28 protein-coding genes are annotated in these 26,727 nt (G+C 60.7%); 16 read left to right on the forward strand and 12 right to left on the reverse strand.

Translation table 11 applies throughout. The features are described 5' to 3' along the window. Positions 1-157: 157 nt before the first annotated feature. Genes lptB through JKA62_RS19105 form a run of 5 tightly spaced genes read right to left on the reverse strand, consistent with a single transcriptional unit; the run spans position 158 to position 3,495 of the window. Positions 158-883, reverse strand: a complete 726-nt coding sequence (gene lptB / locus JKA62_RS19085; protein WP_011332473.1) for an LPS export ABC transporter ATP-binding protein — start codon at positions 881-883, stop codon at positions 158-160. After that, positions 883-1,428, reverse strand: a complete 546-nt coding sequence (lptA, locus tag JKA62_RS19090) for a lipopolysaccharide transport periplasmic protein LptA (RefSeq protein WP_011332474.1) — start codon at positions 1,426-1,428, stop codon at positions 883-885. The genes lptB and lptA overlap by 1 nt, the downstream gene beginning before the upstream one ends. Beyond that, complete coding sequence (gene lptC / locus JKA62_RS19095) at positions 1,415-1,987, reverse strand: LPS export ABC transporter periplasmic protein LptC (protein ID WP_011332475.1); 573 nt, start codon at positions 1,985-1,987, stop codon at positions 1,415-1,417. Before lptC ends, lptA begins: the two co-directional genes overlap by 14 nt. A gap of 8 nt (positions 1,988-1,995) precedes the next feature. Beyond that, complete coding sequence (locus JKA62_RS19100) at positions 1,996-2,520, reverse strand: KdsC family phosphatase (protein ID WP_201819041.1); 525 nt, start codon at positions 2,518-2,520, stop codon at positions 1,996-1,998. Continuing rightward, positions 2,521-3,495, reverse strand: coding sequence for a KpsF/GutQ family sugar-phosphate isomerase (locus JKA62_RS19105; protein ID WP_201819043.1), 975 nt, complete (start codon positions 3,493-3,495; stop codon positions 2,521-2,523). A 275-nt stretch (positions 3,496-3,770) separates the two neighbouring features. Between JKA62_RS19105 and JKA62_RS19110 the strand changes: the two genes are divergently transcribed. The 10 genes from JKA62_RS19110 to hisC all read left to right on the forward strand — a co-directional run bounded on the left by JKA62_RS19110 (position 3,771) and on the right by hisC (position 11,723). Next, entirely contained in the window at positions 3,771-4,583 is an 813-nt protein-coding gene (locus JKA62_RS19110) for an ATP-binding cassette domain-containing protein (protein WP_007953564.1), read from the forward strand. Continuing rightward, entirely contained in the window at positions 4,583-5,380 is a 798-nt protein-coding gene (mlaE, locus tag JKA62_RS19115; RefSeq protein ID WP_007953561.1) for a lipid asymmetry maintenance ABC transporter permease subunit MlaE, read from the forward strand. Before JKA62_RS19110 ends, mlaE begins: the two co-directional genes overlap by 1 nt. Continuing rightward, positions 5,380-5,847: an outer membrane lipid asymmetry maintenance protein MlaD gene (mlaD, locus tag JKA62_RS19120; RefSeq protein WP_007953559.1), complete on the forward strand. Its 468-nt coding sequence runs from the start codon at positions 5,380-5,382 to the stop codon at positions 5,845-5,847. The genes mlaE and mlaD overlap by 1 nt, the downstream gene beginning before the upstream one ends. An 11-nt stretch (positions 5,848-5,858) precedes the next feature. Continuing rightward, the gene (locus JKA62_RS19125) at positions 5,859-6,509 is read left to right on the forward strand and encodes an MlaC/ttg2D family ABC transporter substrate-binding protein (RefSeq protein ID WP_011332479.1); all 651 of its coding nucleotides are present in this window, start codon (positions 5,859-5,861) and stop codon (positions 6,507-6,509) included. Continuing rightward, the gene (locus JKA62_RS19130; RefSeq protein WP_007953557.1) at positions 6,506-6,811 is read left to right on the forward strand and encodes an STAS domain-containing protein; all 306 of its coding nucleotides are present in this window, start codon (positions 6,506-6,508) and stop codon (positions 6,809-6,811) included. Before JKA62_RS19125 ends, JKA62_RS19130 begins: the two co-directional genes overlap by 4 nt. A gap of 115 nt (positions 6,812-6,926) precedes the next feature. After that, positions 6,927-7,166, forward strand: coding sequence for a BolA family protein (locus JKA62_RS19135; protein ID WP_007953556.1), 240 nt, complete (start codon positions 6,927-6,929; stop codon positions 7,164-7,166). Between the two features lie 22 nt (positions 7,167-7,188). Further along, entirely contained in the window at positions 7,189-8,454 is a 1,266-nt protein-coding gene (gene murA, locus JKA62_RS19140) for a UDP-N-acetylglucosamine 1-carboxyvinyltransferase (RefSeq protein WP_007953555.1), read from the forward strand. Positions 8,455-8,581: 127 nt separating this feature from the next. Beyond that, complete coding sequence (hisG, locus tag JKA62_RS19145; protein ID WP_007953554.1) at positions 8,582-9,217, forward strand: ATP phosphoribosyltransferase; 636 nt, start codon at positions 8,582-8,584, stop codon at positions 9,215-9,217. A gap of 125 nt (positions 9,218-9,342) precedes the next feature. Further along, positions 9,343-10,668 carry a histidinol dehydrogenase gene (hisD, locus tag JKA62_RS19150; RefSeq protein ID WP_011332480.1) on the forward strand — a complete coding sequence of 442 codons (1,326 nt, stop codon included), beginning with the start codon at positions 9,343-9,345 and terminating at the stop codon, positions 10,666-10,668. Positions 10,669-10,670: 2 nt separating this feature from the next. Beyond that, on the forward strand, positions 10,671-11,723 hold the full coding sequence (gene hisC / locus JKA62_RS19155; protein ID WP_011332481.1) for a histidinol-phosphate transaminase: 1,053 nt from the start codon (positions 10,671-10,673) through the stop codon (positions 11,721-11,723). A gap of 48 nt (positions 11,724-11,771) precedes the next feature. On the opposite strand, the gene JKA62_RS19160 is transcribed toward hisC, so the two are convergent. From JKA62_RS19160 to algW, 3 genes are all read right to left on the reverse strand, one after another. Further along, the gene (locus JKA62_RS19160) at positions 11,772-12,491 is read right to left on the reverse strand and encodes a DUF4198 domain-containing protein (protein ID WP_011332482.1); all 720 of its coding nucleotides are present in this window, start codon (positions 12,489-12,491) and stop codon (positions 11,772-11,774) included. A gap of 12 nt (positions 12,492-12,503) precedes the next feature. Then, positions 12,504-14,609 (reverse strand): TonB-dependent siderophore receptor, encoded by a 2,106-nt coding sequence (locus JKA62_RS19165; protein ID WP_201819045.1) that lies wholly within the window; start codon positions 14,607-14,609, stop codon positions 12,504-12,506. Between the two features lie 87 nt (positions 14,610-14,696). After that, positions 14,697-15,854 carry a Do family serine endopeptidase AlgW gene (algW, locus tag JKA62_RS19170; RefSeq protein WP_011332484.1) on the reverse strand — a complete coding sequence of 386 codons (1,158 nt, stop codon included), beginning with the start codon at positions 15,852-15,854 and terminating at the stop codon, positions 14,697-14,699. 103 nt (positions 15,855-15,957) lie between these two features. Here algW and JKA62_RS19175 point away from each other — a divergent pair, with 103 nt between their 5' ends. The 3 genes from JKA62_RS19175 (at position 15,958) to cysN (ending at position 19,690) form a co-directional block, all read left to right on the forward strand. Continuing rightward, complete coding sequence (locus JKA62_RS19175) at positions 15,958-16,716, forward strand: Nif3-like dinuclear metal center hexameric protein (protein ID WP_011332485.1); 759 nt, start codon at positions 15,958-15,960, stop codon at positions 16,714-16,716. A gap of 148 nt (positions 16,717-16,864) precedes the next feature. Continuing rightward, the gene (cysD, locus tag JKA62_RS19180) at positions 16,865-17,782 is read left to right on the forward strand and encodes a sulfate adenylyltransferase subunit CysD (RefSeq protein ID WP_007912374.1); all 918 of its coding nucleotides are present in this window, start codon (positions 16,865-16,867) and stop codon (positions 17,780-17,782) included. A 9-nt stretch (positions 17,783-17,791) separates the two neighbouring features. Continuing rightward, entirely contained in the window at positions 17,792-19,690 is a 1,899-nt protein-coding gene (cysN, locus tag JKA62_RS19185) for a sulfate adenylyltransferase subunit CysN (RefSeq protein WP_011332486.1), read from the forward strand. A gap of 112 nt (positions 19,691-19,802) precedes the next feature. Here cysN and JKA62_RS19190 read toward each other — a convergent pair whose 3' ends face one another. Genes JKA62_RS19190 through JKA62_RS19200 form a run of 3 tightly spaced genes read right to left on the reverse strand, consistent with a single transcriptional unit; the run spans position 19,803 to position 23,178 of the window. After that, positions 19,803-20,705 (reverse strand): acyltransferase, encoded by a 903-nt coding sequence (locus JKA62_RS19190; RefSeq protein WP_201819047.1) that lies wholly within the window; start codon positions 20,703-20,705, stop codon positions 19,803-19,805. Between the two features lie 4 nt (positions 20,706-20,709). Continuing rightward, on the reverse strand, positions 20,710-22,809 hold the full coding sequence (gene pta / locus JKA62_RS19195) for a phosphate acetyltransferase (RefSeq protein ID WP_011332488.1): 2,100 nt from the start codon (positions 22,807-22,809) through the stop codon (positions 20,710-20,712). A gap of 60 nt (positions 22,810-22,869) precedes the next feature. Beyond that, on the reverse strand, positions 22,870-23,178 hold the full coding sequence (locus JKA62_RS19200; RefSeq protein ID WP_080511033.1) for a DUF3565 domain-containing protein: 309 nt from the start codon (positions 23,176-23,178) through the stop codon (positions 22,870-22,872). Here JKA62_RS19200 and JKA62_RS19205 point away from each other — a divergent pair. The 3 genes from JKA62_RS19205 to JKA62_RS19215 all read left to right on the forward strand — a co-directional run bounded on the left by JKA62_RS19205 (position 23,177) and on the right by JKA62_RS19215 (position 25,529). Further along, on the forward strand, positions 23,177-23,662 hold the full coding sequence (locus JKA62_RS19205; RefSeq protein ID WP_011332490.1) for an FKBP-type peptidyl-prolyl cis-trans isomerase: 486 nt from the start codon (positions 23,177-23,179) through the stop codon (positions 23,660-23,662). The two genes, JKA62_RS19200 and JKA62_RS19205, sit on opposite strands and share 2 nt — an antisense overlap. A 123-nt stretch (positions 23,663-23,785) precedes the next feature. Next, complete coding sequence (locus JKA62_RS19210; protein WP_007959082.1) at positions 23,786-24,268, forward strand: glutathione peroxidase; 483 nt, start codon at positions 23,786-23,788, stop codon at positions 24,266-24,268. Between the two features lie 157 nt (positions 24,269-24,425). After that, positions 24,426-25,529 (forward strand): NADH:flavin oxidoreductase, encoded by a 1,104-nt coding sequence (locus JKA62_RS19215; RefSeq protein WP_201819049.1) that lies wholly within the window; start codon positions 24,426-24,428, stop codon positions 25,527-25,529. On the opposite strand, the gene JKA62_RS19220 is transcribed toward JKA62_RS19215, so the two are convergent. Next, positions 25,498-26,718: a glycosyltransferase family 4 protein gene (locus JKA62_RS19220; protein ID WP_201819051.1), complete on the reverse strand. Its 1,221-nt coding sequence runs from the start codon at positions 26,716-26,718 to the stop codon at positions 25,498-25,500. The genes JKA62_RS19215 and JKA62_RS19220 overlap by 32 nt on opposite strands. Positions 26,719-26,727: the final 9 nt, after the last annotated feature.

Below are 26,727 nucleotides of genomic sequence, written 5' to 3' on the forward strand. Positions count from 1 at the left end.
GCTATGCGCCATCCACTACAGGGCGCCGAAGCGCCAAACTTAAGCAAATTATATGCCTGAAACTGTCGTGTTTGCCTAGAGCGCTGTAACAATAAAAGCGTATAAAAAGGCGCTTCAATGTTACAGCACCCGGACGGCTGGTCGAATGCTGTCACGCTTACAGGCGGAACTCGTGACCCAGATAGACTTCCTTCACCAGATTGTTGGCGAGGATGGTTTCTGAGTCGCCTTCGGCGATCAACTGGCCGTCGTTGACGATGTAGGCGGTTTCGCAGATATCCAGCGTCTCGCGGACGTTGTGGTCGGTGATCAGTACGCCGATCCCCTTGGCCTTGAGGTGATGGATGATCTGCTTGATGTCGCCGACCGAGATCGGGTCGACACCGGCGAACGGTTCGTCGAGCAGGATGAATTTCGGTGCCGTGGCCAACGCTCGGGCGATTTCCACGCGGCGGCGCTCACCACCGGACAGGCTCATGCCGAGGTTGTCGCGGATGTGGCTGATGTGGAATTCCTGCAGCAGGCTTTCCAGCTCCTTGCGACGACCTGCCTTGTCGAGTTCCTGACGGGTCTCGAGGATGGCCATGATGTTGTCGGCCACCGACAGTTTGCGGAAGATCGACGCTTCTTGCGGCAGATAGCCGATACCGGCCTTCGCACGGCCATGCATCGGCTGGTGGCTGACGTCCAGGTCGTCGATCAGTACGCGACCTTGATCGGCCTGAACCAGGCCGACGATCATGTAGAAGCAGGTGGTCTTGCCTGCACCGTTCGGACCGAGCAGGCCGACGATCTGGCCGCTGTCGATCGACAGGCTGACGTCACGCACGACCTGGCGGCTTTTATAGGCCTTGGCCAGGTGCTGAGCTTTCAGGGTTGCCATTACTGGGTCTTCTCGTCGGTTTTCTTCTTCGGCTGGATCACCATGTCGATGCGCGGACGCGCTTCGGTGACCTTGCTGCCGGTGGCGCGACCGGCACTGGCCAGTTTCTTCACCGTGTCATAGACGATTTTTTCGCCTTGAGTGACGTTGTTGTCCTTGTCGACGACCTTGGCCTTGTCGATCAGCACAACGCGGTTCTGCTGCGCGTGGTACTGAATGGTCACGCCGTAGCCCTGGACCGGCTTGGCGTCGCCCTGGGTCTGCAATTGCTCGAAGTAGGCCAGGTTGCCCACCGAGGTCACGACATCGATATCGCCATTGGGCGCACGGGTCATGGTCACGGTATTGCCTTTGACGATCATCGAGCCCTGGGTAATGATCACGTCGCCCTTGTAGGTCGCGATGCCATTCTTGTCATCGAGCTGAGCATCGTCAGCCTGGATGCGGATCGGTTGCTGACTATCGTTCGGCAGAGCCCAGGCGCTCACGCTTCCCAGTGCTGCGCCCAGACTGAGCAAAATAGGGAGGGTTTTAACGAGCCTCATACTGTCCTCTTACGTTCGATAGCAGGTGTATCCTGCTTTCCTTCAAATACGCTTTCATTCCCACGCCAGTCGATACACCGCCAGCGCCGTCGATTCTAACGGGTTGCTGGGTCTGCGCATATTGCTGCTGCGGGAACACCGTCATGCGAGTGGAGGTGATCAAGGTGTCGCGGTTCTTTTCGTCGGTGCGCTTGACGCGTACCGAGTCGATCAACTCGACCTCGGTGCCACCGGAGTTCACTTCACCGCGTTCACTGGTCACGTGCCATGGGAAATCGGTGCCGCGGAACATGTTCAGATCGGGCTTGGTGACCAGTGTAATGTCGGTCACCTTGACGTGCTCTGCCTTCTCGGACGTCATTTCGTACTGCACTTTGCCGTCTTCAAGGTACTGGATCGTGTGAGTATTGGTCGCATACCAGTCGATCGGGCTCTCCGCCGCCGAGACGGGGGGCTTGTCGAGAAAGCGCTCAGGGCTGATGTTCCAGTAGCCCACCGCACCGAAAATCGCTGCGATGCAACCGAACAGCAGGATGTTGCGAAACTTTTTGCTAAACATGGTTGGACTCACAGGTACGCGTTGTTGGCGGCGTCGAGGCTGCCTTGGGCGCGCAGGATCAGTTCGCAGAATTCGCGGGCGGCACCTTCGCCGCCACGGGCCTGGGTGACGCCATGAGCGTGTTCGCGCACGAAGGCAGCGGCGTTGGCTACGGCCATGCCCAGCCCCACACGGCGGATCACCGGCAGGTCGGGCAGGTCATCACCAAGGTAAGCCACTTGTTCATAGCTTAGGCCCAGTTGCTGCAGAAGACCGTCGAGAACCACCAGTTTGTCTTCGCGGCCCTGAAACAGGTGCGGGATCCCCAGGTTTTTTGCCCGACGCTCGACCACCGGGGTCTTGCGACCGCTGATGATGGCGGTCTGAACGCCGGCGTTCATCAGCATCTTGATGCCCTGGCCATCGAGCGTATTGAAAGTCTTGAACTCGCTGCCGTCTTCAAGGAAGTACAGGCGCCCGTCGGTGAGAACACCGTCGACGTCGAATACCGCCAGTTTGATGGCTTTGCCGCGTTGCAGCAGATCGGTGCTCATTTACATCACTCCTGCGCGCAGCAGGTCGGAGAGGTTGAAGGCGCCGATCGGGCGATCCTCCTCATCCACGACAACCAGCGCGTTGATTCGGTGGTCTTCCATGATTTTCAGCGCTTCGGCGGCGAGCATCTCGGCGCGGGCGGTCTTGCCGTGCACGGTCATCACCTGGTCGATGGTAGCGCTGTGGATATCGATGCTGCGATCCAGAGTGCGACGCAGGTCGCCGTCAGTGAAGACTCCGGCCAGTTTGCCGTCCGCTTCAAGAATGACGGTCATGCCCAGACCCTTGCGAGTCATTTCCATCAGCGCGTCCTTGAGCAGGGTGCCGCGCTGTACCTGCGGCAGTTCCTGGCCGGCGTGCATGACATTTTCCACTTTCAGCAGCAGGCGTCGGCCCAGTGCGCCGCCCGGGTGGGAAAAGGCGAAGTCTTCGGCGGTGAAACCGCGCGCTTCCAGCAGCGCCACGGCCAGGGCGTCGCCCATGACCAGCGCGGCGGTGGTCGAGGAGGTCGGTGCCAGGTTCAGCGGGCAGGCTTCGTGTTCGACGTGAACGTTGAGGTTGACCTCGGCGGCCTTGGCCAGCGGCGATTGCGGGTTGCCGGTGACGCTGATCAGCTGGATGCCCAGGCGTTTGATCAGTGGCAGCAGGGTGACGATTTCGTTGGTGGAGCCGGAGTTCGACAGGGCCAGTATCACGTCGTCACGGGTGATCATGCCCATGTCGCCGTGGCTCGCCTCGGCCGGGTGCACGAAGAACGCCGGGGTGCCGGTGCTGGCCAGGGTCGCGGCAATCTTGTTGCCGATGTGCCCGGACTTGCCCATGCCGACCACGACAACACGGCCCTTGCTGGCCAGAATCATCTCGCAAGCGCGTACGAAATCGGCGTCGATATGGGGCAACAAGCCTTGTACGGCTTCCACTTCGAGGCGGATAGTGCGTTGTGCCGATTGAATCAGGTCGCTGGTTTGGCTCATGTCAGAAATCGTATAGCCCGATGAAAAGGCGGCGATTATAGCGGTTATGTTGAAAAGCCTCACGCAAGTTCGTCGTGCTTTGTCATTCCTCGTTACCAAAACTCCATAAATAAGGCTTCAAGCCCTTCAACTCGCAGAATGCGGACCGGTGCAGGCCTTGGGCGCTTGCCCTTTGCAGTGATATAGTTCGCCGCCAGTTCGGCCTGCCCGGGATGTAGGGGCTTTCTCAAGAAAGCCAGGCGTCCGAGTGAGAGGCTGCATCGCAAGGAGTTTAGATGAGTGCCGATAACGCCTACGCGGTCGAGCTGAAGGGAGTCTCCTTCAAGCGCGGTGCGCGGAGCATTTTCAATAACGTCGATATCCGCATCCCGCGCGGCAAGGTCACCGGCATCATGGGGCCTTCCGGGTGTGGCAAGACCACGCTGTTGCGCCTGATGGGCGCCCAGTTGCGGCCATCCAAAGGCGAGGTCTGGGTCAACGGCCAGAACCTGCCGAAGCTGTCGCGCAGCGATCTGTTCGATGCGCGCAAGCACATGGGCGTGCTGTTTCAGAGCGGTGCGCTGTTCACCGACCTCGATGTGTTCGAGAACGTCGCCTTCCCGCTGCGTGTTCATACCGACCTGCCGGACGAGATGATCCGCGACATCGTGCTGCTCAAATTGCAGGCGGTGGGCCTGCGCGGCGCGATCGAGCTGATGCCCGACGAGTTGTCCGGCGGCATGAAACGCCGCGTCGCCCTGGCCCGGGCCATTGCCCTCGACCCGCAGATCCTCATGTACGACGAACCGTTCGTCGGCCAGGATCCGATCGCCATGGGCGTTCTGGTTCGCCTGATCCGTCTGCTCAACGATGCCCTGGGGATCACCAGCATCGTGGTGTCCCACGACCTCGCCGAAACCGCGAGCATCGCCGACTACATCTATGTGGTCGGCGATGGCCAGGTTTTGGGACAGGGCACGCCGGACGAACTGATGAGCTCGGACGATCCGCGTATCCGTCAATTCATGACCGGTGAACCCGACGGCCCGGTGCCGTATCACTTTCCAGCGCCGGATTACCGCGCCGATCTTCTGGGGAAGCGCCGCTGATGCGCAGAATTACATTAATGGAGCGTGTGCGTCGCTTCGGCCTCGCCGGAATCGACAGCGTCGCAGTGTTCGGGCGTTCGACCCTGTTCCTGTTTCATGCCTTGCTGGGTCGTGGCGGCATCGGCGGCGGTTTCGGCCTGCTGGTCAAACAGCTGCATTCCGTCGGCGTGATGTCGCTGGTGATCATCGTGGTGTCGGGGATTTTCATCGGCATGGTGCTGGCCCTGCAGGGCTTCAACATCCTGTCGAGCTACGGCTCGGAGCAGGCTGTCGGGCAGATGGTGGCGCTGACCCTGTTGCGTGAGCTGGGGCCGGTGGTGACCGCGCTGTTGTTTGCCGGTCGTGCCGGTTCGGCGCTGACGGCGGAAATCGGCAACATGAAATCCACCGAACAGCTGTCCAGCCTGGAGATGATAGGGGTCGACCCGCTCAAGTACATCATCGCCCCACGCCTTTGGGCCGGCTTCATTTCCCTGCCGGTACTGGCGATGATCTTCAGTGTGGTCGGCATCTGGGGCGGTTCGTGGGTTGCCGTCGACTGGCTGGGCGTCTACGAAGGTTCCTACTGGTCGAACATGCAGAACAGCGTGAGCTTCGGTGACGATGTGCTCAACGGCATCATCAAAAGTGCAGTATTCGCTTTTGTCGTCACCTGGATCGCCGTATTTCAAGGCTATGACTGCGAACCCACTTCCGAGGGGATCAGTCGTGCCACCACCAAGACCGTGGTTTACGCCTCGCTGGCAGTACTCGGCCTGGACTTTATTCTGACCGCTTTGATGTTTGGAGATTTCTGATGCAAAACCGCACCCTGGAAATCGGTGTCGGCCTGTTCCTGCTGGCAGGGATCCTGGCTTTGTTGCTGCTGGCCCTGCGGGTCAGTGGCCTGTCTCCGACTTCGACCACCGATACCTACAAGCTTTACGCGTATTTCGACAATATCGCCGGTTTGACGGTCAGAGCCAAAGTGACCATGGCGGGTGTGACCATCGGCAAGGTCACCGCGATCGATCTGGACCGCGACAGCTTCACCGGTCGGGTGACCCTGCAAGTGGATAAAAGCGTCGACAATCTGCCGACCGACTCCACAGCATCTATCCTGACTGCGGGTCTGCTGGGCGAGAAATACATCGGTATCAGCGTGGGCGGGGAAGACACCCGCCTGAAGGATGGTGGAACCATCCACGACACGCAGTCGTCTCTGGTACTGGAAGACCTGATCGGTAAATTCCTGCTCAATACCGTTAGCAAAGACGCCAAATGAGGAGCTTTTGAATGATCTCTACCTTGCGACGTGGCCTGTTGGTGTTGCTTGCGACGCTGCCGCTGGTGGCTAACGCCGTGGCGGCACAATCGGCGCACGATCTGGTTCAGGACACCACAAACCGGATGCTTGCCGATCTGTCGGCCAATAAAGAGAAGTACAAGCAGGATCCGCAGGATTTCTACACGGCGCTGAACACCATCGTCGGGCCGGTCGTGGATGCCGAGGGCATTTCCAAGAGCATCATGACGGTCAAGTATTCGCGCAAGGCAACCCCGGCGCAGATGAAGACCTTCGAGGAAAACTTCAAGCGCGGCCTGTTCCAGTTCTACGGCAACGCCTTGCTCGAGTACAACAATCAGGGCATCACCGTGGATGCGCCCAAGGATGAGTCGGGCGACCGCACCAGCGTCGGCATGACCGTCAAGGGCAACAATGGCGCGATCTATCCGGTGTCGTACACCCTCGAGAAGATCAACGGCGAGTGGAAGCTGCGCAACGTGATCATCAACGGCATCAACATCGGCAAGCTGTTCCGTGATCAGTTCGCCGACGCAATGCAGCGCAATGGCAACGACCTGGACAAGACCATCAACGGCTGGGCCGGGGAAGTCGCCAAGGCCAAACAGTCGGCCGAGCAGAACGAGAAGCCTGCCCAATGACCGAGTCGGCCATTCGTCTGGACGAAGCCAGTGAGCTGCAGCTCAGCGGTGTGCTGGATTACCGCACCGGCCCTGATCTGCGCGAGCAGGGCCGGGCGCTGATCAAGTCGTGCAATGCCCCGGCATTGGTGATCGATTGCTCGGCGGTGGAGAAATCCAGCAGCGTCGGTCTTTCGCTGCTGCTGTGCTTCATTCGCGATGCCAAGGCCGCCGGCAAGGCGGTCAGCATTCGCGGGATGCCCGAAGACATGCGCGAAATTGCTCAGGTCAGCGAGCTGACCGAGCTGTTGGCGCAACCCTGAACCCGCATCAGTAGAGAAGCCCCCCGTCAGAGTCCTGCGCAGCGGGGTTCGCAGGCGCGGGGCTTTTTTGTATGATGTCCGACCCGTGCGCACAGGGCGCCGATTGAGGTTGAGCATGCAGGCCGTAGAAGTGAAGAGCTTCCTTGAAGGAAAGCTGCCAGGAACGCAGGTGGAAGTTGAAGGCGAAGGCTGCAACTTTCAGCTGAACGTGATTAGTGATGAACTGGCGGCGTTGAGCCCGGTCAAGCGTCAGCAAAGCATCTATGCCCATTTGAACCCTTGGATCGCCGATGGCAGCATCCACGCGGTCACTATGAAATTTTTCAGCAGCGCGGCCTGGGCCGAGCGCACCTGAGCCCTAGGGCGTCGAGATTCTTATGGATAAATTGATTATTACCGGTGGCGCTCGTCTTGATGGCGAGATCCGCATCTCCGGGGCGAAGAACTCCGCCCTGCCGATCCTGGCCGCCACCCTGCTGTGCGATGGCCCGGTTACCGTCGGCAACCTGCCGCACCTGCATGACATCACCACCATGATCGAGCTGTTCGGTCGCATGGGCATCGAGCCTGTGATCGACGAGAAGCTCAGCGTCGAAATCGACCCGCGCACCATCAAGACCCTGATCGCCCCGTACGAACTGGTGAAAACCATGCGTGCGTCGATCCTGGTGCTGGGCCCGATGGTTGCGCGTTTCGGTGAAGCCGAAGTCGCACTGCCTGGCGGTTGCGCCATCGGTTCGCGTCCGGTCGACCTTCACATCCGTGGCCTGGAAGCCATGGGCGCAGTCATCGATGTCGAAGGCGGCTACATCAAGGCCAAGGCGCCTGAAGGCGGCCTGCGCGGCGCGCACTTCTTCTTCGATACCGTCAGTGTGACCGGTACCGAGAACATCATGATGGCTGCCGCTCTGGCCAAGGGCCGCAGCGTGTTGCAGAACGCCGCTCGCGAACCTGAAGTGGTCGACCTGGCGAACTTCCTCAACGCCATGGGTGCCAAGGTTTCCGGTGCCGGAACCGACACCATCACCATCGACGGCGTCGAGCGTCTGGGCTCGGCCTTCTATAAGGTCATGCCTGACCGTATCGAAACCGGCACCTACCTGGTGGCCGCTGCGGTTACCGGTGGCCGCGTGAAGGTCAAGGACACCGATCCGACCATCCTCGAAGCCGTTCTGGAAAAACTCCGTGAAGCCGGTGCAGAAATCACCTGTGGTGAAGACTGGATCGAGCTGAACATGCACGGCAAGCGCCCGAAAGCGGTCAACGTGCGCACTGCGCCGTATCCGGCGTTCCCGACCGACATGCAGGCGCAGTTCATCTCGCTCAACGCCATTGCCGAAGGCACCGGTGCCGTGATCGAGACGATCTTCGAAAACCGCTTCATGCACGTGTACGAACTGCACCGCATGGGCGCGCACATCCAGGTCGAAGGCAACACCGCCATTGTGACCGGTATCGAAACACTCAAGGGCGCGCCAGTGATGGCAACCGACCTGCGTGCTTCGGCGAGCCTGGTGATTTCGGCGCTGGTGGCACAGGGCGATACCCTGATCGACCGCATCTACCACATCGACCGTGGTTACGAGTGCATCGAGGAAAAACTGCAGATGCTGGGCGCCAAGATCCGTCGCGTTCCGGGCTAATCGCTGCATCTGGACACAGGGAAGTGTCCGTTGAATTCGTTTTGATCGGGGGTGGCAACGCCCTCGAAGTATGTCCGGCGCCGATTGCGACCGGACATGAGTACCTTGATAAGGACTGACGTTTCCCATGTTGACCATCGCACTGTCCAAGGGCCGCATCCTTGACGACACCCTGCCGCTTCTCGCCGAAGCGGGCATCGTGCCGACCGAGAATCCGGACAAGAGCCGCAAGCTGATCATCCCCACGACCCAGGAAGACGTTCGCCTGTTGATCGTGCGGGCCACCGACGTGCCGACCTATGTCGAGCATGGCGCGGCCGACCTCGGCGTTGCCGGTAAAGATGTGCTGATGGAATACACCGGCCAGGGCCTGTACGAGCCGCTGGACCTGCAGATTGCCCAGTGCAAGCTGATGACCGCCGGCAAGGTCGGCGCGGTCGAGCCCAAGGGCCGCCTGCGCGTCGCCACCAAATTCGTCAATGTCGCCAAGCGTTATTACGCCGAGCAGGGCCGTCAGGTCGACATCATCAAGCTGTACGGCTCGATGGAGCTGGCACCGCTGATCGGTCTGGCCGACAAGATCATCGACGTGGTCGACACCGGTAACACCCTGCGTGCCAATGGTCTGGAACCCCAGGAACTGATCGCCACGATCAGCTCGCGTCTGGTGGTCAATAAAGCTTCGATGAAAATGCAACACGCCCGAATCCAGGCGTTGATCGACACCCTGCGCAAGGCAGTGGAGTCTCGACACCGCGGCTGATGTACCTGCGCGACGTTAAGTCGCGCCCGTCTATCCGCCTCATAGCCAGAATCTCAGGTGCCCAAGCGGAAACGACTGCTAAGTTAGGGCGCCTGAGTTTTTGCCATTCCTATGAGGCTCTCGCTATGACCGCACCGACTGCAATTCGCCGACTCAACGCTGCTGACCCGGATTTCGCGCATCATCTGGATCATCTGCTGAGCTGGGAAAGTGTGTCTGACGACTCGGTCAATCAGCGGGTGCTGGACATCATCAAGGCTGTGCGCGAGCGCGGTGACGCGGCGCTGGTCGAGTTCACCCAGAAATTCGACGGCCTCGAAGTCGCCTCCATGGCAGACCTGATCCTGCCGCGCGAGCGTCTGGAACTGGCCCTGACCCGTATCACCGTGGCTCAACGCGAAGCGCTGGAAAAAGCCGCCGCCCGTGTGCGCAGCTATCACGAAAAACAGAAGCAGGACTCCTGGAGCTACACCGAAGCCGACGGCACTGTGCTGGGCCAGAAGGTCACGCCGCTGGATCGCGCCGGTCTGTATGTGCCGGGCGGCAAGGCGTCGTACCCGTCGTCGGTGTTGATGAATGCGATTCCGGCCAAGGTCGCTGGCGTGACTGAAGTGGTCATGGTGGTGCCAACCCCGCGTGGCGAGGTCAACGAACTGGTGCTGGCGGCGGCGTGCATTGCCGGCGTCGACCGGGTGTTCACCATCGGTGGCGCACAAGCCGTTGCTGCGTTGGCCTATGGCACCGAAAGCGTGCCGCAGGTGGACAAGGTCGTCGGCCCGGGCAACATCTATGTCGCCACTGCCAAGCGTCACGTGTTCGGTCAGGTCGGCATCGACATGATTGCCGGCCCGTCTGAAATCCTCGTGGTGTGCGACGGCCAGACCGATCCGGACTGGATCGCCATGGACCTGTTCTCCCAGGCCGAACACGACGAAGACGCCCAGGCGATTCTGGTCAGCCCGGACGCCGAGTTCCTCGACAAGGTCGCCGCGAGCATCGACAAGCTGCTGCCGACCATGGATCGCGCAACCATCATCGAAACCTCGATCAACGGCCGTGGTGCCCTGATTCACGTGCGCGACATGGCCCAGGCCATCGAAGTCGCCAACCGCATTGCCCCGGAACACCTTGAGCTGTCGGTCGCCGACCCTCAGGCCTGGCTGCCGCAGATCCGCCACGCCGGCGCGATTTTCATGGGCCGCCACACCTCCGAGGCGCTGGGCGACTACTGCGCGGGTCCGAACCACGTGCTGCCGACCTCCGGCACTGCGCGTTTCTCTTCGCCGCTGGGCGTGTACGACTTCCAGAAACGCTCGTCGATCATCTTCTGCTCCGAGGCCGGCGCTTCGGAGCTTGGCAAGACTGCATCGATTCTGGCCCGTGGCGAATCGCTGAGCGCCCACGCGCGTAGCGCCGAATACCGCATCAAAGACGACGTGAAGGGGAACTGAACATGAGCAAATTCTGGAGCCCGTTCGTCAAGGATCTGGTGCCTTACGTGCCGGGCGAGCAGCCGAAGTTGACCCGTCTGGTCAAACTCAATACCAACGAAAACCCGTACGGCCCGTCGCCAAAAGCCTTGGCGGCGATGCAGGCCGAACTCAACGACAACCTGCGTCTGTATCCGGATCCGAACAGCGATCTGTTGAAAAATGCCGTCGCCAAGTACTACGGCGTACAGAACAATCAGGTGTTCCTCGGCAACGGCTCGGATGAAGTGCTGGCGCACATCTTCCACGGTCTGCTGCAACACGATCAGCCGATCCTGTTCCCGGACATCAGCTACAGCTTCTATCCGGTCTACTGCGGCCTTTACGGCATCACCTTCGACGCGGTGCCGCTGGATGCCCAGTTCCGGATCAACCCGGCTGACTACGCCAAGCCGAACGGCGGGATCATTTTCCCCAACCCGAACGCACCGACCGGTTGCCTGCTGGCGCTGGAAGCGGTCGAGCAGATTCTCAAGGGCAGCCCGGATTCGGTGGTGGTGGTCGACGAGGCCTACATCGACTTCGGCGGCGAAACCGCGATCAGCCTGGTGGACCGTTATCCGAACCTGCTGGTGACTCAGACCCTGTCCAAGTCCCGTTCGCTGGCGGGCCTGCGGGTCGGTCTGGCGGTCGGCCATCCGGACCTGATCGAGGCGCTGGAGCGGATCAAGAACAGCTTCAACTCCTACCCGATCGATCGCATGGCGAATGTCGGTGCTGCAGCGGCATTCGAGGATCGCGAATACTTCGACAAGACCTGCGCACTGGTGATCGAGAGTCGCGAATGGGTGGTTGCGCAGTTGCAGGCCAAGGGCTTTGAAGTGCTGCCGTCAGCGGCGAACTTCATCTTCGCCCGGCATCCGCAACACGATGCGGCGGGGCTGGCAGCCAAACTGCGTGAACAGGGCGTGATAGTGCGCCACTTCAAGCAGGAGCGGATTGCCCAGTTCCTGCGGATCTCGATCGGCACGCCGGAGCAGAATCAGGCGTTGATCGACGGTCTGGGCGAACTCTGAAACGACGCTGATCCCTGTGGGTTTCGTCCCACAGGGATCAGCGTTGGTTCATTCGTGATGCGGTTCGCCCAGGAACGTCAACGAACTGAATAACCCCCGACTGCTCACCTCTGCATTGTCCTTCACCGGCACCTCCACCTGCGCTGCAATCACATTCAATCCCTCGTTACGCACCAGCACCTGAGCGCGGCCGTCCTTGTCGGTTTCAGTGCTCAAGGTATTCGGCGCGCTGCGGTAGTCACCGATCAACTTCACGCCCGCTGCCGGTTTGCCATCCAGCAACACCCGCACCGGCAATGATTTCCCCGGGCCGACGGTCAGAGGATCGACCTCCGGCAAAATCAGCAATTTGATCTGATCGAGTTTGGGCAACTTCGCTCCCGGCTGATAAATCGCCAGGCTGTACTTGAGGGTCTCGGTCGACTCGATGGCGCCCGGGACTTTGCTGCGCCCCTCGTTGACCCATTTCTTGTCGGCGGTTTGCGACCACATGCCATTGTTCAGGGCCACGGCCATTACCGCCGGCGGTTTCAGCGGTTGCAGACGTGCATGATCGGTCAGGCGTTGCACGTTGACCGGGATCATCTTGCCGCTGACGTCATATGCCCATGCACCGCTGATTTTCTGCGCTTTGAACGCGTTGTCTTCTGCGCCGTGGCCGTAGATCACTTCGATATTGCCGCGTCGTTGTTCGGTCCACAGACCATGCGCTGATGCTTGGCCAGCGAACAACGCAGCGATGATCAATAAGAGTTTGCCGAAATGCATGGTGACGTCCTTTTACAGGTTGAATGTCAGGCTGACCGTGAAATTGCGCGGCTCGCCGGGGTTGACCCAATAGTTGCTGTACGAGCGCTCGTAGTACTTTTCGTCGAACAGGTTGTTCAGGTTCAGGCCGAGAGTGACGGTGTCGCTGGCCTTGTAATGGGCCAGCAGGTCGACGGTGTGATAGGCCGGCAGCTCGAAATCGCTGCCGGACTCACCTGAGCGGTCACCGACGTAAGTGAACGCCGCGCCGATATCCGAGCCGCGCAAGCGGCCGTCCTGAAACTCGTAGACACCCAGCAGGCTGCCGCTGCGTTTGGCCACCCCGAGGATGCGGCTACCGGCGGGGATCGCGGCATCACCCTTGGTGACTTCGGCGTCGATCCAGGCGAAGGCGCCGATCACCCTGACGGCGTCGGTGACTTGCCCGGTGACCTGCAGATCGAAACCCCGGCTGCGGGCCTTGCCCATGGCGCGGCTGGTATCGGTGCCCGGGTCGAGGGCGAGGACGTTTTCCTTGTCGATATGGAAGAAGGCGAGGGTGCTGCTTAAACGTTCGTCGAACAGCTCGTTCTTGATCCCGATTTCGTAACCCACGCCTTCTTCCGGATCGAAGGATTTGCCAGCCACATCGAGGCCGTTGTTCGGTTTGAATGAGGTCGAGGCGTTGGCGAACAGGCCGGTGTCCGGTGTCAGTTGATAGAGCAGGCCGGCACGTTGGGTGAGCGCGTCGTGGGTCTGGCGGCTGGTGGTGTTGCGGCTGTGGTCATCGATGGTTTGCTCGAAGTGCTCGAATCGGGCCCCGATCATCCCGCGCAGTTTTTCGCTGAAGACGATTTGATCCTGCAGGTTCAGCGCATGGCTTTCGACGTGTTCGAAGAAGTCTGTACCGGAGCGTGCGCCGTTGGGTTTGGGCTGGCCGTACACCGGGTTATAGATATCGATGGCGTAAGGCCCGCCGGCGATGGTGGTGACGCGCTCGTTCTTGCGGAAATTCTCGTACTCGCTGCCGATCAGCAGTTCGTGCTGCCAGGTGCCGAGGTCGAACAGGCCGCGCAGTTCCAGTTGGGTGATGCTGTCGTGCCAGTTGGTATCGCGTTCGCGATAGCGGCGGTTGACGGTGTGGCCATCGGCATTCAAGGGACGGTTTTCGGAGGCGAAACCCCAGAGTTTGCCTTCCTTGTAATGGCTGGCCAGGCGCAGTTTCCAGGCATCGTTGAGGTGGTGCTCAAGCGTGGCTTGCAGTCTGTTGTTGTGGTTGTCGATGTTGCCGTCGTTCGGCTCACCCAGGAATGTCGAGCGCGAGACGCCGCTCCATTTATTGTTAGGTGCAACGATGCCGCGGTCGAAGGTCGAGCTATGACGCACGAATTCGCTCTCCACCAGCAGGCTGGTGTCCGGGTTCAACTGCCAACTGAAAGAGGGGGCAACGAATACACGTTTACTGTCGACGTGGTCGCGAAAGCTGTTGTTGTCCTCGACCGCGAGATTGATTCGCGACAGCACATCACCCTGATCATCCAGCGGCGTGTTGACGTCCAGCGCGGTGCGATAGCGATCCCAACTGCCGGCGCTGGTTTGCAGGGTGGTGAAGGCCGCTGGCTGCGGTTTTTTGGTGACGATGTTTACCGTGCCGCCCGGATCACCTCGGCCATACAGGCTGGCGGCCGGTCCTTTTAGCACTTCGATGCGCTCGATGTTGGCGGCGTCCGGTGTGCTCGGATAACCACGGTTGGCGCTGAAACCGTCTTGGTAAAACTCAGAGGTGGTGAAGCCGCGCACGCTGTATTCGTAAAGCGTCAGGCCGCCGAAGTTGTTTTGCTTCGACACGCCACCGGCGAAATCCAGCGCGCGTTCTACGCTGGTGCTGCCCAGATCCTTGAGCACGCTGGCGGGCACCACGCTGATGGCCTGCGGAATATCGCGGATCGCGGTGTCGGTTTTGGTGGCGCTGGACGAGCGGGTAGCGCGATAGCCTTTGACCGGGCCGGCAGGGGATTCGTAATCGGAGATGACGCTGATGGCGTCGAGTTCAAGCGTTTGCGGTTCATCTGCAAACGCGGGATCGCCCAGCAGGCCAAGGGTCAGGCCGAGGAGGGAGGCCTTTTTTCGAGACGACATGTTATGTTGTTCCAATGTGCTAATTGAAACAATATAACATGCCTGTTGAGAATGTCTGTTATTCGCGTCAGTGACGCGAACAAAGTCTTACTCTTCTTTTTCCTTCACCGGCGCCGGCGGTGGACGCAGACCGATTTCAGCGGTCAGCTTCAATTCCTTGCCGTTGCGCATCACCTGAATCGTGACCTTGTCGGTCGGCTTGATCCGCGCCACTTGGTTCATCGACTTGCGGCCATCACCGGCCGGTTCGCCGTCGATGCTGAGAATCACGTCACCCAGTTGCAGGCCGGCCTTCTGGGCCGGGCCATCGCGGAAAATCCCCGCCACTACAATTCCCGGACGCCCGGACAGGCCAAACGACTCGGCCAGTTCCTGGGTCAGCGGTTGTACTTCAATGCCCAGCCAGCCGCGAATCACCTGACCGTGCTCGATGATCGACTTCATCACTTCCATCGCCAGTTTCACCGGGATCGCGAAGCCGATGCCTTGCGAGCCGCCGGACTTGGAGAAAATCGCAGTGTTGATGCCGGTGAGGTTGCCGTTGGCGTCGACCAGCGCACCACCGGAGTTGCCCGGATTGATCGCCGCGTCGGTCTGGATGAAGTCTTCGTAGTTGTTCAGGCCCAACTGGTTGCGGCCGGTGGCGCTGATGATGCCCATGGTCACGGTCTGGCCGACCCCGAACGGGTTGCCGATCGCCAGTGCGACGTCGCCAATGCGGATATTGTCGGAGCGTCCGACGGTGATCGCCGGCAGGTTCTTCAGGTCGATCTTCAGGACGGCGAGGTCGGTTTCCGGATCGCTGCCGATCACTCGGGCCAGGGTTTCGCGACCGTCCTTGAGCGCCACGACGATCTGGTCGGCGCCGCTGGTGACGTGGTTGTTGGTCAGGATGTAGCCTTCCGGGCTCATGATCACGCCGGAGCCGAGGCTTGATTCCATGCGCTTCTGCTTCGGCGAATTGTCACCGAAGAAGCGGCGGAACTGCGGGTCTTCGAACAGCGGATGGCTCGGCTTGTTGATGACTTTGGTGGTGTAGAGGTTGACCACCGACGGCGCGGCGATGGTCACCGCGTCCGCATACGACACTGGCCCCTGCTGCACGCTGGTGGTCTGCGGGGCCTGTTGCAAGTTGACGTCGAGGCTCGGAAGCCCGACCCACTGCGGGTAACGCTGAATAATCAACAGAGCGATAAGCACGCCGGCCAACAGCGGCCAGCCGAAAAAACGCAGCGCCTTGAGCATTAAGCACGTCCTGGAAAAGTTGCAGGCGGGGTCAGACCGCCCATAATGTCGCGCATTATACGAGGCCGCGCGCGCCTCTGAACGGGATATTTAGGAGTCTTTCATGGCCGTCGCCCTGAGCACCCTGGTCGAAGAAGCCGACCGTTACCTCGGCAGTGCGAAAATTGCCGATTATTGCCCCAACGGCCTGCAGGTCGAGGGCCGTCCGCAGGTGATGCGCATCGTCAGCGGCGTCACCGCCAGCCAGGCGCTGCTGGATGCCGCCGTCGAGGCCGAAGCTGATCTGGTGCTGGTGCATCACGGTTATTTCTGGAAGGGCGAGAACCCGTGCATCACCGGCATGAAGCAGCGCCGTCTAAAGACGCTGCTCAAGCACGACATCAGCCTGCTCGGTTATCACCTGCCGCTGGATCTGCACCCGGACGTCGGCAATAACGTGCAACTGGCCCGGCAGTTGGACATCACCGTCGAAGGGCCGCTGGATCCGGACAATCTGAAAATCGTCGGTCTGGTCGGTTCGCTGAGCGAGCCGATGACCCCGCGCGACTTCGCCCGCAAAGTGCAGGAGGTCATGGGCCGCGAGCCGCTGCTGGTCGAAGGCAGCGCGATGATCCGTCGGGTCGGCTGGTGTACCGGCGGCGGCCAGGGTTACATCGACAATGCGATCGCGGCCGGCGTCGATCTGTTCCTCAGCGGTGAAGCTTCCGAGCAGACATTCCACAGCGCCCGGGAAAACGACATCAGCTTCATCGCCGCCGGCCACCACGCCACCGAACGCTATGGCGTGCAGGCGCTGGGCGACTACCTGGCGAAGCGTTTTGCCCTCGAGCACATCTTCATCGACTGCCCGAATCCGATCTGACTTTTGCCTGGAAGCACCCGAACGGGCGGGCATATTCATATGCCCTTTCGATCTAGTTGGCGTCCTGATTAGAAGAGGTCGCTGTGCTAGGATTCCCCGCTCGAACACGGCCCGCTGGCCGTTCATAAGAAAGCTTTCGTGAGTAGCCATGGTCGACAAACTGACGCATCTGAAACAGCTGGAGGCGGAAAGCATCCACATCATCCGCGAGGTGGCCGCCGAGTTCGACAACCCGGTGATGCTGTACTCCATCGGTAAAGACTCCGCCGTGATGCTGCATCTGGCACGCAAGGCGTTCTTCCCGGGCAAACTGCCGTTTCCGGTGATGCACGTCGACACCCGCTGGAAATTCCAGGAAATGTACAAGTTCCGCGACAAGATGGTCGAAGAGCTTGGCCTGGACCTCATCACTCACATCAACCCCGACGGCGTGGCGCAGAACATCAACCCGTTCACCCACGGCAGCGCCAAGCACACCGACATCATGAAGACCGAGGGCCTGAAGCAGGCACTCGACAAGCATGGTTTCGACGCAGCCTTCGGCGGTGCCCGTCGCGATGAAGAGAAGTCCCGCGCCAAGGAGCGCGTCTACTCGTTCCGCGACAGCAAACACCGCTGGGACCCGAAGAACCAGCGTCCCGAGCTGTGGAACGTCTACAACGGCAAGGTCAACAAGGGCGAATCCATTCGTGTATTCCCGCTGTCGAACTGGACCGAGCTGGACATCTGGCAGTACATCTACCTCGAAGGCATCCCGATCGTACCGCTGTACTTCGCCGCCGAGCGCGAAGTGATCGAGAAGAACGGCACGCTGATCATGATCGACGACGAGCGCATCCTCGAGCACCTGTCCGACGAGGACAAGGCGCGCATCGTCAAAAAGAAAGTGCGTTTCCGTACCCTTGGCTGCTACCCGTTGACGGGCGCGGTGGAGTCCGAGGCCGAAAGCCTGACGGACATCATTCAGGAAATGCTCCTGACGCGAACTTCCGAGCGCCAGGGCCGGGTCATCGACCACGATGGCGCAGGCTCGATGGAAGACAAGAAACGTCAGGGTTATTTCTAAGGGGTTGTCATGTCGCACGCATCTGATTTGATCAGCGAGGACATCCTCGCCTACCTGGGCCAGCACGAACGTAAAGAGCTGCTGCGCTTTTTGACCTGCGGTAACGTCGATGACGGCAAGAGCACCCTGATCGGGCGCCTGCTGCACGACTCGAAGATGATCTACGAAGATCACCTGGAAGCCATCACCCGCGATTCGAAGAAAGTCGGCACCACCGGTGACGACATCGACCTGGCATTGCTGGTCGACGGCCTGCAGGCCGAGCGCGAGCAGGGCATCACCATCGATGTCGCCTACCGCTATTTCTCTACCGCCAAGCGCAAATTCATCATCGCCGACACCCCCGGCCATGAGCAGTACACCCGCAACATGGCCACCGGTGCCTCCACCTGTGACCTGGCGATTATCCTGGTCGACGCCCGTTACGGCGTGCAGACCCAGACCCGTCGCCACAGCTTCATTGCCTCGTTGCTGGGCATCAAGCACATCGTCGTCGCCATCAACAAGATGGACCTCAAGGGCTTCGATCAGGGCGTGTTCGAGTCGATCAAGGCCGACTACCTGAAGTTCGCCGAAGGCTTGAAGATGAAGCCGACGAGCATGCACTTCGTGCCGATGTCCGCTCTCAAGGGCGACAACGTGGTGAACAAGTCCGAGCGCTCGCCGTGGTACACCGGGCAGTCGCTGATGGAAATCCTCGAGACCGTGGAAGTGGCGGGCGACCGCAACTTCACCGATCTGCGTTTCCCGGTGCAGTACGTCAACCGTCCGAACCTGAACTTCCGCGGTTTCGCCGGTACCCTGGCCAGCGGCATCGTCAAGAAGGGCGACGAAGTCGTGGTCCTGCCGTCGGGCAAGAGCAGCCGCGTGAAATCCATCGTCACTTTCGAGGGTGAACTGGAACACGCAGGTCCTGGCCAGGCGGTAACGCTGACCATGGAAGACGAGATCGACATCTCCCGTGGCGACCTGCTGGTACACGCCGACAACGTTCCGCCGGTGACCGACAGCTTCGAAGCGATGCTGGTGTGGATGGCTGAAGAGCCGATGCTGCCGGGCAAGAAATACGACATCAAGCGTGCCACCAGTTACGTGCCGGGCTCCATCGCCAGCATCGTCAACAAGGTCGACGTCAACACCCTCGAAGAAGGCCCGGCGAGCGCGTTGCAGCTCAACGAAATCGGCAAGGTGAAGATCGCGCTCGACGCGCCGATCGCCCTAGACGGTTACGACAGCAACCGCACCACCGGCGCGTTCATCGTCATCGACCGTTTGACCAACGGCACTGTAGGCGCCGGTATGATCGTCGCTCAGCCGGTGACCCATGGTACGGCTACGCACCACGGCAAACTGGCCCATGTAGCGACCGAAGAGCGCGCTCAGCGTTTCGGTCAGCAACCGGCCACTGTGTTGTTCAGCGGCTTGTCGGGCGCTGGCAAGAGCACCTTGGCGTACGCGGTCGAGCGCAAGCTGTTCGATCTGGGTCGTGCGGTGTTTGTGCTGGATGGTCAGAATCTGCGTCATGACCTCAACAAAGGTCTGCCGCAGGATCGCGCCGGTCGCACCGAGAACTGGCGTCGTGCTGCACACGTGGCGCGTCAGTTCAACGAAGCGGGTCTGTTGACGCTTGCTGCGTTTGTGGCGCCGAGTGCCGAAGGTCGTGAGCAGGCGAAGGATCTGATTGGCAGGGAGCGTCTGTTGACGGTTTATGTCCAGGCCTCGCCGACTGTGTGCGCAGAGCGTGATCCGCAAGGTCTGTACGCTGCCGGTGGCGATAACATTCCGGGTGAGTCTTTCCCGTATGACGTGCCGCTGGATGCTGATCTGGTGATCGACACTCAATCGTTGTCGCTTGATGAAAGCGTGAAGCAGGTGTTGGATCTGTTGCGTAAGCGTGGCGCGATTTAAGCGCTGACTGGAAATGAAAAAACCGCCGATGAGGGATCATCGGTGGTTTTTTTTGTGTCCTTGAAGTTGTCATCGCAGGCAAGCCCGCGATGAGGGTATTACAGACACCTGATTACTTCGTTGGATATTCGCGGTGCATCTGTTCCAGCAGTGAATCCTTGTCTTGCCACAGCTGATTGATCCAGCCCTGGAATTGCAGGCGGTACTCGCCGTCCTGGTCATAGTTCCTGCCAATGAACTGCGGCGGGATCTTCAGCTCTTCAAAGTGCACCACTACGTCTCGGACGTTGCCGCACAGCAGGTCCCAGAAGCCAGGGCGTCCGCCCGGGTAGTGGATGGTCACGTTGACGATCGATTCCAGCTGTTCGCCCATCGCATCCAGTACGAATGCGATGCCACCGGCCTTTGGTTTGAGCAAGTATTTGAACGGTGATTGCTGCTGCGCGTGTTTGCCTTCGGTGAAGCGTGTGCCTTCGACGAAGTTGAAGATGCCTACCGGGTTGTCGCGGAATTTAGCGCAGGTCTTGCGGGTGGTTTCGAGGTCTTTGCCTTTCTTTTCCGGGTGTTTTTCCAGATAGGCCTTCGAATAGCGCTTCATGAACGGGAAGCCGAGTGTCCACCACGCCAGGCCGATGACCGGGACCCAGATCAGTTCCTGCTTGAGAAAGAACTTCAGCGGCTGAATGCGTCGGTTGAGCACGTATTGCAGCACCAGGATGTCGACCCAGCTCTGGTGGTTGCTGGTGATCAGGTACGAGTGTTGATAGTCCAGGCCTTGCAGGCCGCTGAGGTGCCAGCGGGTGCGGCGGACCAGGTTCATCCAGCCTTTGTTGTTGCTGATCCAGGCTTCGTGGGTGTGGCTCATCAGCCAGCGTGAGGCGCGGCGTGCGAGGTCGAACGGCAGCACTTTGATCAGTGCCACGAGAAACAGGAACGAGCACAGCAGGATCGTGTTCAGCGCCAGCAGCAGCGCGGCGATCACGCCGCGCAGGGTGGCAGGGAGGAAAGCCAGCATCGGGTCAGATATCCAGAGGTCGGTTGGCAGCCTGAATCGCGGTCAGGGCGATGGTGTAGACGATGTCGTCGACCTGCGCGCCGCGCGGCAGATCGTTCACCGGTTTGCGCAGGCCTTGCAGCATCGGGCCGAGGCTGACGCAATCGGCGCTGCGCTGCACGGCTTTGTGGGTGGTGTTGCCGGTGTTCAGGTCGGGGAACACGAACACTGTGGCGCGACCGGCCACCTGGCTGTTCGGCGCCAGTTGGCGGGCCACGGTTTCGTTGGCGGCGGCGTCGTATTGCAACGGGCCGTCGATCAGCAAAGAGTGCTGTTGTTCGTGGGCGAGCAGGGTGGCTTCGCGGACCTTTTCGACTTCCTCGCCGGTGGCCGATTCGCCGCTGGAGTAGCTGATCATCGCCACGCGCGGGGTGATGCCGAACGCGGCGGCCGAGTCGGCGCTTTGCAGGGCGATTTCGGCCAGTTCGCTGGCGCTCGGGTGCGGATTCATCACGCAGTCGCCGTAGACCAGCACTTCCTCGGGGAACAGCATGAAGAACACCGACGACACCAGCGTGCAGCCCGGCGCGGTCTTGATCAGCTGAAGCGCCGGGCGGATGGTGTTGGCGGTGGTGTTGATGATGCCGGAGACCAGTCCGTCGACCTCATCCAGCGCGAGCATCATGGTGCCGATCACCACGGTGTCTTCCAGTTGCTGCTCGGCCATCGGCGCATTGAGGCTTTTGCTCTTGCGCAGGGCGACCATCGGTTCGACGTAGCGTTCGCGGATCAGGTCCGGGTCCAGGATTTCCAGCCCCGGCGGCAGCGTGATGCCCTGGGCTCTGGCCACGGCTTCAACGTCTGCCGGTTTGGCCAGCAGCACGCAACGGGCAATCCCGCGTTCCTGACAGATCGCCGCCGCTTGCACGGTGAACGGCTCGCTGCCTTCGGGCAGGACGATGCGTTTGTTGGCGGCCTGCGCGCGTTGAATCAATTGATAACGGAACACCGCCGGCGACAGGCGCATTTCCCGTGGCGTGCCGCAGCGCTGGTGCAGCCAGTTGGCGTCCAGATGGCTGGCGACGAAGTCGGTGATGATCTCCGCGCGTTCGCGGTCATCGACGGGGATTTCCTTGTTCAGGCCGTTGAGCAGGTTGGCCGTGTCGTAGGAGCCGGTGCTCACCGACAGCACTGGCAGACCGGCCTGCAACGCGCCACGGCACAAGTCCATGATGCGCGGATCCGGCAGGGTATCGCTGGTAAGCAGCAGGCCGGCCAGCGGCACGCCGTTGATAGCGGCGAGACTGACGGCGAGGATGATGTCGTCGCGATCGCCGGGGGTCACCACCAGCACGCCGGGCTTGAGCAGGTCCACGGTGTTGCGCATGGTGCGCGCGCAAATGATGGTTTTGGTCATGCGCCGGGTTTCGTAGTCGCCGGCGTTGAGCACCTGGGCGCCCATCAGGTCGGCGACGTCGCGGGTGCGCGGGGCGTTGAGTTCGGGCTGGAACGGAATGCAGCCGAGCAGACGGAAATCACCGGTGCGCAGCAAGGGCGAATGCTCTTTCAGGCGCGCGGCGAAGGCGTCCATGCTTTCGTCGGTCTTGACCTTGTTGAGGATCACGCCGAGGACTTTCGGGTCTTTCGGCCCGCCGAACAACTGCGCCTGCAACTCGACGCGGCCCGACAGTTCGGTCAGCACTTCGTTTTCCGGGGCCGAGACCAGAATCACCTCGGCATCCAGGCTCTTGGCCAGGTGCAGGTTGACCCGCGCGGCGTAGCTGGCGCTGCGGGTCGGTACCATGCCTTCGACGACCAGCACGTCTTTGCCGATGGCGGCCTGCTGGTAGAGGGTGATGATTTCTTCAAGCAATTCGTCGAGCTGACCGTCGCCGAGCATCCGCTCGACATGGGCCAGGCCCAGTGGCTGCGGCGGTTTCAGGCCGTGGGTGCGGGCCACCAGCTCGGTGGAGCGCTCAGGGCCGGTGTCGCCCGGATGCGGCTGGGCAATCGGTTTGAAGAAGCCGACTTTCAGCCCGGCCCGTTCCAGCGTACGCACCAGCCCGAGGCTGATGGAGGTCAGACCCACACCAAAGTCGGTGGGCGCGATAAAAAAAGTTTGCATGCGGATTCTCTAAGGGTGCATGGCAATGGCGATCGTCTCTGTGTGCCGATCTGCCGCAATTCAGTCGCCAAGGTTATCGCTAACCGAGCCTTGAGCGCACCAACCGCAAGCAAAGGGTTGGCCTATTTTTTCAATACGTTGCGTTGCGTCCAGGACCCATGCCCTGGACTGCCAGGGCGGGAGGTGGCGCAGGTGCTGGGTGTGGCCGCAGGACAGCTCGGCGACCCAGTGGCCGTCCTCGTCCTGATGGAATCCGGTGACGGTCACGGGCGCCAATCGATCCCGTCTGTCCGGGTTCTGTTCGCTTTCGGGCAAATCCTTGTTTAGACTTGTCCGTTCTTCATTCTTATGCAAAAGGTCTCGCCCCATGCTGATCGCCGCCAATAAGGCTGTCTCCATCGACTATACCCTGACCAACGACGCTGGTGAGGTCATCGACAGCTCCGCCGGCGGCGCTCCGCTGGTCTACCTGCATGGCGCAGGCAACATCATCCCGGGCCTGGAAAAAGCCCTGGAAGGTAAAGAAGTCGGCAACGATCTGGAAGTTTCCGTCGAGCCGGAAGATGCCTACGGCGAATACGCCGCTGAACTGGTCAGCACCCTGAGCCGCAGCATGTTCGAAGGCGTTGACGAGCTGGAAGTCGGCATGCAGTTCCACGCTTCGGCGCCGGACGGCCAGATGCAGATCGTCACCATTCGTGACCTGGACGGCGACGACGTCACCGTCGACGGCAACCACCCGCTGGCCGGTCAGCGCCTGAACTTCAAAGTGAAAGTCGTTGCCATCCGTGACGCCAGCCAGGAAGAAATCGCTCATGGTCACGTCCATGGCGAAGGTGGCCATCACCACTGATTTTCTGCGCTAAGCTTTCGAGTACTGGAGAGGCGCCCGAGGGCGCCTTTTTAGTCCGCGGCTGTCCTTGGTGGCCTCGCCAAGTGGCTGTTTCGAGTAGAACACGGGAATCTGGAGTTCGTCATGAGTGCTTTTCACGACCTTAAGTTGACAGCCCTGGATGGTCAGGAGCTACCGCTGGCACCCTTCAAGGGCCAAGTCGTGCTGGTGGTCAACGTCGCCTCCAAATGCGGCTTGACCCCACAGTACGCGGCCCTGGAAAACCTTTATCAGCAATACAAAGGCAAAGGCTTCAGTGTGCTGGGCCTGCCGTGCAACCAGTTTGCCGGCCAGGAACCGGGCAGTGAGCAGGAGATCCAGGAATTCTGCAGCCTCAACTATGGCGTGAGTTTTCCGTTGTCGAAAAAGCTCGAAGTCAACGGTCACGACCGTCATCAACTTTACCGTCTGCTGGCGGGCGAGGGCGCGGAGTTTCCCGGTGACATCACCTGGAATTTCGAGAAATTCCTGCTCGGCAAGGACGGTCGGGTACTGGCCCGGTTCTCGCCGCGCACGGCGCCGGATGATCCTTCGGTGATTACGGCGATTGAAAAAGCCCTGAGCTGAAACACCAAAATCGCAGCCCTCGAGCTGCGATTTTTTTCGCCTGCCTTTTGACCCTTAATCATTCAGATCAATAGTGCTAGCGGCTGGGTGGAACTAAACATATTATCGCCGTCATATGAATCGCATGCCCGTCGATAACCTTTTCGTGGAGCCTCCCATGCCCGTGCAAGCCCTGTTCAAACCGTTCCAGCTCGGTGCCCTCGAACTGCCGACCCGCGTGGTCATGGCGCCGATGACCCGTTCGTTTTCCCCGGGCGGCGTGCCCAATTCCAAAGTGATCGAATACTACCGTCGTCGTGCGGCGGCCGGTGTCGGCCTGATCATCACTGAAGGCACCACCGTTGGCCACCAGGCTTCCAACGGTTACCCGAACGTGCCGCACTTCTACGGTGAAGCGGCGTTGGCCGGCTGGAAAAAAGTCGTGGAGGCGGTACACGCAGAAGGCGGCAAGATCGTTCCGCAACTGTGGCACGTCGGCAATGTGCGCCGTCTGGGCACCGAGCCAGACGCGAGCGTGCCGGGTTACGGCCCGTCGGAAAAACTCAAGGACGGTCAGGTCGTCGTACACCGCATGACCAAACAGGACATCCAGGACGTGATCGCAGCCTTCGCCCAAGCGGCGAAAGATGCCCAAAGCATCGGCATGGACGGCGTGGAAATCCACGGCGCCCACGGTTACCTGATCGACCAGTTCTTCTGGGAAGGCAGCAATCAGCGCACTGACGAATACGGTGGCAGCCTGGCCAACCGTTCGCGTTTCGCCATCGAGCTGATCCAGGCCGTACGCGCGGCGGTGGGCGAAGGCTTCCCGATCATCTTCCGTTTCTCGCAGTGGAAACAGCAGGACTACACCGCGCGTCTGGTGCAAACAGCCGAAGCGCTGGGCGAGTTCCTCAAGCCGTTGTCCGACGCTGGCGTGGACATTTTCCACTGCTCGACGCGCCGTTTCTGGGAGCCGGAATTCGACGGTTCCGACCTGAACCTGGCCGGCTGGACACGCAAGCTGACCGGCAAACCAACCATCACCGTCGGCAGCGTCGGCCTCGACGGCGAGTTCCTCCAGTTCATGGTCAACACCGACAAGGTCGCGCAACCGGCCAGTCTGGAAAAACTGCTGGAGCGTCTGAACAACGACGAGTTCGATCTGGTGGCGGTGGGGCGTGCGCTGCTGGTGGATCCGGACTGGGCGCAGAAAGTGCGCGAAGGCCGCGAGCAGGACATTCTGCCGTTCAGCCGTGAGGCGTTGATGACGCTGGTTTGATCGTTGTGGGAGGCTTGTCGCGCAGGTCGCGGCAAGCCCCCAGCAAATGGTTTTCAAACTGTTCGACGATAGCCGCCCAACCCTGGCGGCTGGCGTGTTGGCGTGCATTCAGGCGCACGCAGCGCAACCTTTCATCCTCTTCCAGCAGCCACACCGCTGCCTCGCAGAACGCCTCTTCATCCCCGGGCATCGCCAGCACGCCGTTGTAGCCATGGCGAATATGCTGGGCCGCCGCGGCCTGATCGTAAGCCACCACCCCAAGGCCTGAGGCCAGCGCTTCCAGCACGACGTTGCCGAAGGTTTCGGTCAGGCTCGGAAACAGAAACACATCCCCCGACGCATAGTGCGCCGCCAGTGCTTCGCCCCGTTGCGAGCCGCAAAAAACTGCCTTGGGCAGTTCCTTTTCCAGTGCCAACCGTTGCGGCCCGTCGCCGACCACGATCAGCTTCATATTGCGTTGTGGATAAGTGCCGGCGAGCTTGTCGAAACTGCGCTTGAGCAGGCCGAGGTTCTTCTCCGGCGCCAGGCGTCCTACGTGAATGACGGCAATGTCCTGCTCACCAAGACTCCATTGCTCACGCAAGGCATTCAGGCGTTTCGCCGGGTGAAACAACTGACTGTCGACACCCCGCGACAGCAGCGCCAGGCGTTCAAAGTGCCGACGCTCCAGTTCCAGGCGCTGGCTGACGCTCGGCACCAGGGTCAAGGCAGAGCGATTGTGAAACCAGCGCAGATAATGGGTGAGCAAACGGGTCAGCAAACCCAGTCCGTACTGGTGGGTGTATTGCTGGAAGTTGGTGTGAAAGCCGCTGACCACGGCGATGCCAAGTCGCCGAGCTGCGCGCAACGCCGACAGCCCGAGCGGGCCTTCGGTGGCGATATAGAGCACGTCCGGGCGCTGGCGGGTCCAGCGCCGCAGCAACTTGTGCATCGACGACTGACCCCATTGCAACCCCGGATAACCCGGCAACGGCCAGCCCCGGCACAGCAGCAACGAGTCGTCTTCAGTGCGCTGTGGATCGTCAGCCTGACGCGGTCGCACCAGTTCCACCCGGTGCCCGCGTGCGCGCAAACCGTCGCACAATCGACCAAGGGTATTGGCCACGCCGTTGATTTCCGGTGGGAAGGTTTCGCTGATGAGGGTGATATGTAGAGCTGTCGTCATGACCTCAGTGTCGGCTGAGGCCATGTCGTGGTT

The sequence above is a fragment of the Pseudomonas sp. B7 genome (genome assembly GCF_016735645.1).
Taxonomy (GTDB): domain Bacteria; phylum Pseudomonadota; class Gammaproteobacteria; order Pseudomonadales; family Pseudomonadaceae; genus Aquipseudomonas; species Aquipseudomonas glycinae.